Origin of the sequence: Parabacteroides sp. D25, from assembly GCF_000307475.1 — a bacterium.
In the GTDB taxonomy this organism is placed as follows: Bacteria; Bacteroidota; Bacteroidia; order Bacteroidales; family Tannerellaceae; genus Parabacteroides; species Parabacteroides distasonis.
Map to the genome: position 1 here is coordinate 1 of NZ_JH976505.1, position 12000 is coordinate 12000.

12 protein-coding genes and 1 rRNA gene are annotated in these 12000 nt (G+C 37.8%); all 13 read left to right on the forward strand.

Annotated elements, in window-relative coordinates; all coding sequences use genetic code 11:
* Positions 1–43 precede the first annotated feature (43 nt).
* A 5S ribosomal RNA gene (gene rrf / locus HMPREF0999_RS14525) occupies positions 44–154 on the forward strand.
* Between the two features lie 139 nt (positions 155–293).
* Complete coding sequence (locus tag HMPREF0999_RS14530) at positions 294–1175, forward strand: alpha/beta hydrolase (RefSeq protein WP_005865072.1); 882 nt, start codon at positions 294–296, stop codon at positions 1173–1175.
* Between the two features lie 206 nt (positions 1176–1381).
* Complete coding sequence (gene bglX / locus HMPREF0999_RS14535; protein WP_009276231.1) at positions 1382–3694, forward strand: beta-glucosidase BglX; 2313 nt, start codon at positions 1382–1384, stop codon at positions 3692–3694.
* 314 nt (positions 3695–4008) lie between these two features.
* Positions 4009–5178, forward strand: coding sequence for a site-specific integrase (locus tag HMPREF0999_RS14540; RefSeq protein ID WP_009276233.1), 1170 nt, complete (start codon positions 4009–4011; stop codon positions 5176–5178).
* Between the two features lie 45 nt (positions 5179–5223).
* Positions 5224–6084 carry a hypothetical protein gene (locus tag HMPREF0999_RS14545; protein ID WP_009276234.1) on the forward strand — a complete coding sequence of 287 codons (861 nt, stop codon included), beginning with the start codon at positions 5224–5226 and terminating at the stop codon, positions 6082–6084.
* A 177-nt stretch (positions 6085–6261) separates the two neighbouring features.
* Positions 6262–6558 carry a helix-turn-helix transcriptional regulator gene (locus HMPREF0999_RS14550; RefSeq protein WP_009276235.1) on the forward strand — a complete coding sequence of 99 codons (297 nt, stop codon included), beginning with the start codon at positions 6262–6264 and terminating at the stop codon, positions 6556–6558.
* On the forward strand, positions 6555–7571 hold the full coding sequence (locus HMPREF0999_RS14555) for a hypothetical protein (protein WP_009276236.1): 1017 nt from the start codon (positions 6555–6557) through the stop codon (positions 7569–7571). Before HMPREF0999_RS14550 ends, HMPREF0999_RS14555 begins: the two co-directional genes overlap by 4 nt.
* 260 nt (positions 7572–7831) lie before the next feature.
* Positions 7832–8128: a nucleotidyltransferase family protein gene (locus tag HMPREF0999_RS14560; protein WP_005865085.1), complete on the forward strand. Its 297-nt coding sequence runs from the start codon at positions 7832–7834 to the stop codon at positions 8126–8128.
* On the forward strand, positions 8112–8453 hold the full coding sequence (locus tag HMPREF0999_RS14565) for a DUF86 domain-containing protein (RefSeq protein WP_009276237.1): 342 nt from the start codon (positions 8112–8114) through the stop codon (positions 8451–8453). The genes HMPREF0999_RS14560 and HMPREF0999_RS14565 overlap by 17 nt, the downstream gene beginning before the upstream one ends.
* 742 nt (positions 8454–9195) lie before the next feature.
* Positions 9196–10122: a hypothetical protein gene (locus tag HMPREF0999_RS14570; protein WP_232306312.1), complete on the forward strand. Its 927-nt coding sequence runs from the start codon at positions 9196–9198 to the stop codon at positions 10120–10122.
* Positions 10119–10322 (forward strand): hypothetical protein, encoded by a 204-nt coding sequence (locus tag HMPREF0999_RS14575; RefSeq protein WP_009276239.1) that lies wholly within the window; start codon positions 10119–10121, stop codon positions 10320–10322. Before HMPREF0999_RS14570 ends, HMPREF0999_RS14575 begins: the two co-directional genes overlap by 4 nt.
* 207 nt (positions 10323–10529) lie before the next feature.
* Positions 10530–10676: a hypothetical protein gene (locus HMPREF0999_RS22755; protein WP_010184789.1), complete on the forward strand. Its 147-nt coding sequence runs from the start codon at positions 10530–10532 to the stop codon at positions 10674–10676.
* 535 nt (positions 10677–11211) lie between these two features.
* Positions 11212–11766: a hypothetical protein gene (locus HMPREF0999_RS23255; RefSeq protein ID WP_009276241.1), complete on the forward strand. Its 555-nt coding sequence runs from the start codon at positions 11212–11214 to the stop codon at positions 11764–11766.
* Positions 11767–12000: the final 234 nt, after the last annotated feature.

Consider the following 12000-nt stretch of genomic DNA (forward strand, 5'->3'; position numbering starts at 1 on the left):
GTCTCTTCGGATTGATGTCCGGTCAAAATCTTGATAATGATATTAAGGTGGCTATAGCACGAGGGATCCACCTCTTCCCATTCCGAACAGAGAAGTTAAGCCTCGTCACGCCGATGGTACTGCGTAACAGTGGAAGAGTAGGTAGCCGCCGTCTTGAGAAAGGCGAAAGCCGGAAGAGAGAGGAGTCAGTCCGTAAGGGGTGACTCCTTTTTCTGTTTTTATTTATTCGATTCTGATTGGATAAATAAAATAAGATGTATATATTCGCTCTCTATAACTTAATAATGTGTTGTATGGTTAAGAAGTGGATATTCCCTTTATTGATTGGGGTTTGTTTAATCAATACGTCTATGGCACAAGAAAATCCGATTTTATTATTCCCAAAAGGGGCGCCGGGAGAAACTATTAAATTAATAGAGAAAGCTGATACGGACGGTGGAAAAACCGGTGGTGAGAGTGTTTTGCGTATTACGAATGTAAGTGAGCCAACGATTACTATATATCATGCTCCGGATGAAGTGGCCTCGGGTGCCGCTATGATTGTCTGTCCCGGTGGTGGTTACAATATTTTAGCTTATGATTTGGAAGGTGATGAAGTCTGTGAATGGCTTAATAATCTTGGAATAACTGCGGTCTTACTTAAATACCGGGTTCCAAGACGAGAAGGACTGGAAAAACACGAAGCTCCTTTGCAAGATGTACAGCGTGCGATTGGTTATGTTCGAGCGAACGCTGAGAACTTGAATATAGATCCAAAGCGGATCGGTGTGATGGGATTCTCGGCTGGTGGCCATTTGGCTGCCATGGTTAGCAATAATTTTTTGAAACGTACTTATCCGGCTATTGATGCTACGGATAAAGTAAGTTGTCGTCCGGATTATTGTTTATTGGTTTATCCTGCTTATTTAGATGGAGAGAACTTCCAATTGGCACCAGAGTTAAAGGTTTCATCTGCCACACCTCCAACCATGTTAATTCAAGCGGAAGATGATAAATCTTATATTAACAGTAGTATTTTCTATTATTATGCCTTAAAGGAAGCTGGTGTTCCGGCATGGATGCATTTATATAGTCAAGGTGGCCATGGATACGGGTTACGAGATACGGGAGCGTCTGTAAATGAATGGCCGGATCGGGCTGAAGATTGGTTTCGTGAGATCGGTCTAATCGAATAGAACTCCAGATATCTTTTCTGGAGACTTGCGGAGTAGATTCTAAAATCGATTGCGCAATTTATTTATTACTAGTTTATTATTGATGGTAAACGTAGTAAAAGCGTAGTCTAGGAAAGCGTGTTCTATAGCATATCGTATCTTTGAAGTAGTGAGTTTATTGCTGTTTTCTGTTATTCGGGCTTTTTTTGAAGTAAAAAAGCTAAGTTATGAAATTCCTTAAAAGTTCAGTTTTATTTATTTCAATGGCATGTATAGTGCCTGTTTGTTCGATAGCGAGAGAAAAAAGTGAGAGAATCACAAGAGCTGAGATTGAACAGAAAAGTGCGGATGAATTTATAAATGGTCTGATGAGTCGAATGACCGTTGATGAGAAAATTGGCCAATTGAATCTTCCTAGTTATGGAAACGTAATGCCAAATCCTAAAAAGAGTGAGATAGCCAGTCGTATTGTACGAGGAGAGGTTGGTGGTATATTTAATATATTCGGTGTCGATGCGATCCGGCAGTTACAAGAAGTCGCGGTTAAAGAAAGTCGGTTGGGGATTCCTATAATTGTTGGCGCTGATATTTGTAATGGTTATAAAACTGTTTTTCCCATTCCTCTAGGTCTTTCGTGTAGTTGGAAACCGGAGAATATAGAAGAGGTCGCTCGAATTTCCGCAAAGGAAGTTGGTGCTGATGGTATCTGTTGGACATATAGCCCGATGGTCGATATATCTCATGATGCCCGGTGGGGACGAGTAAAGGAAGGAGCGGGCGAGGATCCGTTTCTTGGAGGTATAATGGCTCAAGCATGGGTGCGTGGTTATCAAGGCAATGATTTATCGGCTGATACGACTCTTATGGCATGTGTAAAGCATTATGCGCTTTATGGAGCGGCCGAGGCTGGTCGGGATTATAATACGGTAGATATGAGCCGTGTGACTGCCATGAATTATTACATGCGTCCTTATCAGGCTGCTGTAGAAGCAGGAGTAGGAAGTATCATGACTTCATTCAACGAATTTGAAAGTATCCCCGCGACCGGAAATACTTGGCTTCTTAATGACGTGTTGCGTAAACAATGGGGATTTAACGGCTTTGTCGTGTCTGATTTTACGGCAATAGCGGAGATGGTAAACCATGGAATAGGTAATAGTCAGGAAGTCGGAGTCAAGGCGCTAAAGGCGGGTGTCGATATGGATATGATAGCGGACTGTTATCATGCCGTATTAAAGAAATCATTGGAAGAAGGGAAAATAACAGAGGCTAAGATTGACTCTGCTTGCCGGAGAATACTAATCGCAAAATACCAATTGGGATTGTTCCATGATCCATATAAATATTGTAATCCGAAAAGAGCCGCCAAAGAGTTCTTGTCGGTAAATAACGTATCTGCGGCCCGTCGTATTGCGGCGGAGTCTTTCGTGTTACTTAAAAATGATAATAATCTGCTTCCACTTAAAGGATGTCGTAAGGTCGCTGTGGTCGGTCCTTTAGCGGATAGCAAGGCGAATATGGCTGGATCGTGGAAATATGATGAGCAGACTAAATCTTATCATGGATTGGTAGAGGATTTACAGGAATCTTTGGGAAATGGAGTAGAGGTTGTTTTTGCAAAAGGCAGCAATCTAGTCGATGATTCCGTCTATGAAGCAAACTTTACGGATCAAAATCGTTCAACCCGGGATGATAGAAGCGATGAACAATTAATCGCCGAGGCCCTAAAAGTGGCGGAAGGCGCTGATGTGATTATCGCTGCTTTGGGTGAATCGATAGATATGAGTGGAGAAGGCGCTAGTAGAGCCATCCTTGAAATGCCGCAAACGCAGAAAAAATTACTGGATGCTATCCAAAAGACAGGAAAGCCGATCGTAATGGTACTTTTTACCGGAAGACCTTTGGCATTACAATCCGAGGAAAAGCAGGTGAATGCGATCTTGAACGTATGGTTCGGTGGTACGGAAGCAGGAGCGGCTATTGCCGATGTCTTGACCGGAAAGGTTTCTCCGACGGGGAAGTTAACCATGTCTTTTCCTCGTGTAACAGGCCAATGTCCGATCTATTACAATCATAAGATGACAGGACGTCCTATGTCTCCCGATGCTTGGTACACTCGTTATGTCTCCAATTATATAGATGTGTTGAATGAGCCTCTTTATCCATTTGGTTACGGTTTGAGTTATACGACTTATACGTATGGCGATGTATCTTTGAATACGAATTCTATAGATGCAAATGGAAAAATTCAAGCATCCGTGATTGTTACCAATACCGGGGCTCAGGATGGAGAGGAAATCGTACAGCTTTATTTGCGTGATATCGTACGCAGCATAACCCCTCCGGTCCAAGAATTGAAAGGATTCAAGCGAGTTGCGTTAAAAGCGGGAGAAAGCAAGAAAGTAACCTTTGATATTGATGTGGATATGTTGAAATTCTACGATTCAACCTTAGATTATGTCGCTGAGCCGGGTGAGTTTCAGGTAATGATCGGTGGAAATAGTAAAGAGGTGAAAACAGCTTCGTTTACATTAAAATAATCCTAATCGGAAGGAATCAGTTATGGGTCTTTGCTAAATTCGAAATTATATGTATCTTTGCCAAAAGAAATATTACAAAACCATGGGGATGACCGGTTTTGAAAGACCTATCCGAAAAATCAAAGAAAATAAGAGTAAAGCAAAAGTTAAATAAAATACTAAATATTAGTGTTTTATAAGTAATATAAGAGCTAAATAGGAACAACGTGTTTTCCTTTGTTTAGCTCTTTTTTTTGTTACTTTTGTTACTCGTTTGTTACCCGTGAACGGAAATGTTACTTATCTTTACGGTGGGTAACAAATAAAGTAACGATATGGCAAAGCAAGTCAAAGTTAAAGAGCCGGTACGTATTCGTACAAAGAAACTGGCTAACGGGAATGAATCGATCTACCTGGATCTATACAAAGACGGTGATCGTGTGTACGAGTTTCTCAAACTCTATCTTATTCCGGAAAAATCAAAAGCAGATAAGGAAGCGAACCGTAAAACGTTAGAGTTAGCTAATGCGATCAAGGCTAAACGGATCGTAGAGTTGCAAAATAACGAACATGGCTTTAAAACAAATACTACCAGATCAAAGATGAATCTTATTCAATTTGTCTTACACTTGGCAGATGAACAACTAGCAAAATCGGGTAACAAGCGAAGTTATTATTATACGCTTCATTCACTTGCTAAGCATTTAGAGGCTTATGCTGGTGATAAAATTACCTTTACAAAGGTAAATACAGAGTTTGTTAAAGGGTTCATTGCTTATCTTCGTACTGCAATGAATTTTAACTATGAGAATAGTGAAAAGAAATCAAAATATGAAGTTCTTTCACAGAATACTCAACATAATCTATACAAAAAATTTGCTTGGGTAATTCGTAAAGCGATGCAAGCTGATATAATGGCGATTAATCCTCTTGATAAGATAGATAACACGGATAAACCTAAGCCGGAGGATGGGCAAAGGGAATTTTTAACAATTGAGGAAATAAAGAGGTTGATGAATACACCATGTGAAGATGATATGTTGAAATGCGCTTTTATCTTTTGCTGTTTAGTTGGGCTTCGTTACAGTGATGTGAAGAAGTTGGTCTGGAATGATTTGTATGAAGATAATGAAGGTGCCATTATCCTTCGGATTCGTGTGACTAAGACGAAACGTTGTGAGGACTTTCCTATAAGTAAAGAAGCTTTGAAATGGCTACCGGAAAGAATTGGCTCTGGTGATGAGAAAATCTTTAAATTGCCTAAAAATGATAATTCAAACCGGAAACTAAAACATTGGTGTACCTTGGCTGGTATAACAAAGAATGTCACTTTCCACGTAGCTCGGCATACTGCAGCAACGTTGAATCTTAGTTTGGGTGTACCGATAGAGACAGTTAGTAAGCTATTAGGACATACTAAGATTAGTACAACTCAAATTTATGCAAAAGTTATTGACGCAAATAAAAAGGCTGCTGTTCATAAGCAAGACGGCGTATTTGATTGATCCTTAGTAAATAGAATAATAAGTATCTTAAACTAATCATACGATATGGGTATACAAGAAAGACCATTTGAAAATATTATAAGCATGAATAACTCATTATCTGGTGATCCTATTAATGAGTTAATAACACTAAATAAATTAGAGAGAAGTATTTATAGTGAAGGTCGAAAATTAGAAACTATTATCTTGTTATCTGGTATGACATCAAAAGATAGATGGATATACATTTCTCTTATTCTTGATGATTTGTTATATCAATATGATATCTCTTGTAGAAAGGTTAGAGGAATGAATACTAATACTTTGTTATATAAAAGAGCTCTATTATTGAAGAAAGCAATCGTGGAAGTGATGGAAGTAACAAGCACACGATTAAAAATAGCATTTGATACTGATTATATAAAAGAAAGAGAAGAAAGATATGCTACAACGGGGGCTGCCAGATGGGATGATTCAACCGATAAAAAATTAGATTTAGATATAGTAGAAAACATGCGGTATTTTAATGATTTAATTTCGGGGAAGATTGATAGATATTTGGAAAATTGCAAAAGTCGGTTTACGAAAAAATATGACGATGATAAATTAAAAGCTATCTGGCTTCATTTGAAAGAGGAAAATTATATTAATAGTAATACAAGTTTAGATACGTTTCTTTATTTATTGGGGAATATCGATAATGTGCCTGAGCACTTTTATATTGAATGGTTAGCTTCATTGAAGGAATTGCATGTTCTTATAGATGTGTTTTGGAAGTCAGAGCGAAATAGGTGGAAAAAGGCAAGTGAAATATTTTTATATGGTGATAAGTTTTTGAACTATAGAAGCTTAACTACTGCTGTCAGTAAGGAAGATGATATTGAAAATATAGAAAAAAAATTTGCATGTTGGTTAAAAGAGAAGTGACACTCTTTAGGTGATAGTAGGTGATTTTGGGTGATACTTTTTATTATCACCCTTTTTAGTTGTTTTTTAATATGATCTTTGTTGTGTCAATACTGAGTAGGTACATATTGACAATATGTGAATATGCTGAATCTACCTACATTCAGCATTAAGATATGATAATTAAAAACAAAAAAAATGGATTCGATTAAAAATATCTTAAAAAGAATAGAGTGTAATACTCTACTTGCGACAAAGACAGTACTAACTGTTGATGATGTAGCAACTCTTACTGGCTTAAGTAAGAGTCATATATACAAGCTTACATATAGTCATCAGATACCTCATTACAAACCATCTGGAAAGCAAGTCTATTTTGATCGCTCGGAGATTGAGGAGTGGCTTAAACGAAATCGTGTTGATTCGGTAGAAGAGATAGAGCAAGCCGCCATTAATCATGTTGTAATGAATAAAAAAGGAAGGGGGAGAGTATGAAAGATGAGATAGCTTCTAAAATCTATGTCAATCTATCAAGGTGTGAGAAAGGACATGATTCATGTACTGAATATAGTAGTATGTTGCATGATATGGTACATGGTCATATGTTATATGATACGGTTGACTTTGTTCTTAATCAGAAAGATGTTCCAGAAATAGATTTGTTAGCGGAAGTGTCGCCATATTTGATGAATAGAAGTGATTGTATTGGTAATGATGGCCTCCCTTATGTACGTGGGAAATATAAGGGGTATAATGTGTATGTAAATACTCATACTCTAAAAATCAATGCTTGTAGCTTATGTAAATATTACTACGGTACCAACATGCACGATTTCCCTTTAGAGGACGTACGGAAAGCCATTGGGAGGATAGGAGAGGATTTAAACATCCCTATGGATAAGGTCATTGTGACTAGAATGGATTCAGCAATGGATTTGGAGTTACAGCGGTCTCCAATAGAATATTTCAATCGGATGTTAGATTTACCTTATTTTAGGCGTCTTTCATATCCTACAGGAATTACGTTTCAAACAGCAGAGAAAGAACTTTCGTTTTACGATAAAGGAAAGGAACAGGGGAGTAATAATAAGAATATAGCTCGATGCGAGTTTCGGATAAAGAAAGTTAGGAGGTGCTTTGGGAGATCGGTTACTGCGTCAATGTTATATGATCCTAGCTTTTGGAATGATTTGCTGGATCGGTTCTTATCTTGTTATTCCAAAGTCAAGGTGAGTAAAGAGTCTTTACCGCTTGATAAGATAGATGGAGTAAGAAGTTTGCTAAATAGTTCCTTACGTGATTCTGTTAATCGTAATGGATTTGATCCGTTGAGGTCTAGATTGAAGGCTCGTGTGCGTGATGGAAAATTGACGCAAAGAGCCTACAAGTCTATTATAGGAAAGATCAAGAGGTGTTGTTTCTCTTCTCAAGGAAAAGACGTTGGCCCAGAGATAGAAGAATTTGATGTGAAATTCAGGTCATTTTTGAAGTTAAAGAGATTTGATTAAATATCATTGTTTTGCCCATATTTGAGGCTTACAACGTATCTAGGCTTAGTTTTTTCCTAATAAAATGTAGGAAATAATACCCTTGTCGGGGATCTGTCAAATAAATTTAGAGAGGTGGGGGATATTTCCGGGGAGGTGGTATCTCTCACTTCTTTTGGTTTTAGAGGATATTGTTCTGTAAACGATTTTCCAAAAAAGAATCACGATAAAACGGAATTTAGAAAATGTTCGTTATATTTGCGTGAGGTAATCACTAAAAGATGAAACAACAGATAATTAATAAGCTAAGAGGCTTTTTCTCTTTGCAGCCAATAGAGAAAGCGTGGGTGTTTGGTTCCTGTTCACGTGGAGAGGAGACGAAGGATAGCGATATTGATATTCTGGTTCGTTTTGACTCCCACGCTCGTATTACATTATTCAAGTATGCGGGTATGGTGGAAGCTCTAAGCCAATTGCTGCATCGTAAGGTTGACTTGGTGGAGGAAGGACAATTGAAGGATTTCGCCGTTTCTTCTGTAGATCGGGATAAAATATTGGTATATGAGAGAGAAGCCTAAAGACGATACACGTCTACGGCATATGCTGGAGGCGATAAATAATGTCATTGAGTTCACGACAGATGTGACTTTTGAGGAGTATTCCAGGAACAAGATATTGCGTTTTGCGGTCATCAAGAATTTGGAGATTGTGGGGGAGGCTGCTTATTTGATTACAAAGGAATTTCGGGAGGAACATCAAGAGATCGCATGGAATGAGGTCATAGGCATGCGTCATGTGTTGGTGCATGGGTATTATCAGATTCGGGATGAGATTGTGTGGGGAACCATTCAAACAGATCTATTTCCGCTTAAGGATAAGATAGAACGGTTGATCTGTAAATAAGCTCAATGTATTGTTTTAGAAAATAACCCTTTATTGGGGGGGATATCAAATAAATTTAGAGAGGTGGGGGATATTTCCGAGAAGGTGGTATTTTTCGCCTCTCTCATTTTTAATGCGATCACTATCAACCAAGTTACCAATCTCGTACTTTTCGGCAAACAGCTATACGATAGTGCATGTTGGCGTATAAGGCGTTTTTAAGCCCGTTTTAGGCTATATAACCCCGCCCCTATATTCCTCATGTGTTTTCTTGAAATGTTTTGTGAGTAGCTTTAAATAAGATTTTCTGCGATTTTCTTTGCCCTTTGTTTTATATGTAATACATTTGCGGTGTATTGAAAATAACGTAGAAGCGTTTAGCATATCCTTGTCATCGGAAATCGCCAATTTCAACGTGCCACGAGGATAGACAACTAGACGCCTGCGCCGTTATAGGCGTGGGCTATGGTTTGTTTGTGGCATGGTGTTTGGCGATACCTCGATGACAGATAAGCTATAGTTCCCACGCTTTTTGTTGTTAATTTTTTCCTAAGAGGGAGCGAGGAAAATAGATAAACTTAAATGTAAAATGAAGTGGATTAATTTTAAGTGTTATTTGGTTTGCTTATTCCTTCTTTGGATAGGGGTAATGTTATTTGTGTATATAAAAGCCCAAGAAGAGAAAGATAAATTCTATTCTTATGTGTTTGATTTACCATCTAGAACCTTCTATACTCCTTTTATTAAATATAAAGGGTTCGATATGAGTGAAAAAGAATATCGTATGAAAAAGATGTTTGAATCTATAGACACAAGAGGATTTAGTTTTTTTGTTTATGAAATAACTACAGCTACTTATCCTATTCAATTGATGCAAAAATCATATGACGTAGGTGATATAACGTATTTAAAAAATTATTATAAAGAAGAGTCCTATATGGATCAAGAGTATTTGCCCGAAATACAAATGTATGGTTACTCAATAAAGCACCGTAAAGTCATAGATAATTTATCTCCGAGTGAGATTTATCAATCTTGCTGGGAGTATTATGAAAAACAATTACAGGAAAAAGGAGGTAAGCCTACAGGTTATAGATCGGAAGGAAATGTACTAGATAGTTTATCTTTAGCAAATTGGCATTATTATGGACTAAGCCAAGTTCCAGGTGAAGGTAATTTTAAGTATGAAAAAACTACTTATGGTAATGAATACTACTCAGTTGAAATAGGTATTCCTCAATATAGATTTGAAGCAAATTTCGTTTGGCGAAGAATTTGGAGGGATATTGGAATTTATTTTTTAATATTATCAATATTACCAACGATTCTAATCGTGATAAAGTCTTATAATAAAGCTAAGTTTTTAGTAATTTGGTACGTTGCAAACTACTTATTCCTTTCTTTATCTACCTATAGTGATAGGCTTAATTATTATGATCCCATATCAATATATTCATGTGAGGTTATTTGGCCTTTCACAAAAAAAATTGTTGATTTTCAAGAAAAAAAGATATATGCAGGGACAGATCCTAATAATGGAGCAACAATTGTTTACCGTACGAATGAAACTTATCTCAACGCAATATATCCTTTAGCTGGATATGATTATACTGAATTTATAGTCTATTGTATGATGGGTTATATTATACATTTATTCTTAATAAAACAAAATATAAATAAAAACGAATGAGCAATAATGAGCGCAAAGATGACAAGAACTTTTTTCTTGTATGGGGCGTCTTTATCTTTCTCTTGTATTGCGTTTTTAATTGTTCTGGTGAACAATGGAAAAAGGGATATATAGAGAGTTTAGTGAAAGATGGAGAGTATAGTAGTGTGAGAGAATTTGAGGAAGCTATGCGAAACGATTATGTTTCAGATGATAGGTAACTGCCTCTTGGATAATGGTGATTATCTATTTGATATATATAGTAGTCTGATTTTGATTGGTTGGCTCGCACTCCGGTCTCATGTTTCGAGTATTGGCAAGTGATGAGACGTTTTTTATGGGAGGACTATCGAATAGAGTGGAGATCCCCGGTTGAATTGAATCCTACTATATTCAAGGATGATCTTTAGGGGGTATTTGGGGTACGAATGGCTTTATATGGCGTGGATCGGGGCGGCACCAAAGGAGGAGGCTGCGAGCGGGTGCGGAAGGCGGCGGCGGGGACACCAGCCCCGTTTTCTCTTGTGGTGCTTGGCGATGAGGATATGAAACATGAGCCTATTCCTTGCGAATAAGGGGTGATAACTGATAAAGGGGTTATTTATAGATCCGTCCTATATCGTGTCTTAGAGGGCAAAAGAAACGGCCTGAATGCAAATAACACTAATTAAAAGAAAGCGGTAAAGTTGTGAATATGGTAAAAACGAGGTTTTTGATCATCTATTCGATAGTGTGTACTATGGTATTGATACGTACTTGTACGAATGATGATATGTTGGCGGGATTTGACTTAAGGGAAATATCTGGCGTTGAATTTCCTCCTTATCGAGAGATACGTAGATGCAAGACACAATATCCTAGACTTTGTTGGATTGACATTACATATTCTTTATCAGCGGATAACAAGAGAGCCTTGCAAAAAAGACTTGAGGATATTACGGGGAAACCATGTTCTCAATGGGTCAAATACGAGGACAGATACGAGTTTCGAGATTTAAACTCCCCTTATGATATCTTTGTGATTGAGGTAAACAAGCGGGATACTTGTTTTCATGTGAGTTTTTGTTATTGACAGTGGTTTAAAATAAGTTGTTCTTAATTTGAGGTGTTATGGTGTTAGTTTGTATAAGTCTTATAATCTTTGAATTATCGGTTTTTATAATCCTTACATTCAAGGCAAGACCGGAGCGATGGACATTTAAGTCTTTTTGTCTTTGGCTAGCTTCTTTGGTCTCGTGGTGTTGTTTTCCACCATTGTACGTATGGATTGAGCGGAAGTGGCGGCAGGCTAGTCTAAGAAGGGCGCTATTTGTGCTGTTATCCCCAGTCTCTTTTCTTTTCTTGGTGGATGCCTGTACGCTCGATCCGCATCGCTTCATCCATAACCTTGATAGCCTGATAATAGATCTCAATGCTATTAATAGAGACTGGACAGGGATTGATACGCTGTTATCTCTAATCTCTCTTATTTACTTAGTATATATCTGTTCATTGGTATGTAAGTGCGTCAATAAGCCTTTCTATAACCGAAGAGATCTTTCAAGCAAGGTAGGGATAGGGGCAGCATACAAGATTGTAAATTCTCATGGCCGAAATGGGGATACGGATGAGGTTGACATTAGGCTTGATTCGGGTAGTGAAACGGAGAGTTCCAACAAAGGATGAAGACGAATCCCCCGGCTCATTGGAGTATATCGGAAGATGGTGATTTCCCATTCGATGAGAATTAGATGATGGAATTTACTTCTTTATGGATATAGATCCTAGAGAGAATAAGGCATATATGTGATATGGAGGGACTTCGATAATTGGAGTCGGAATGATTTTCGCCATACAAGATCCTTGGTGGTAGGTCGAAAATGAAACAAGTTACCGATGGTAAATCGAGGTTTTTTGCAA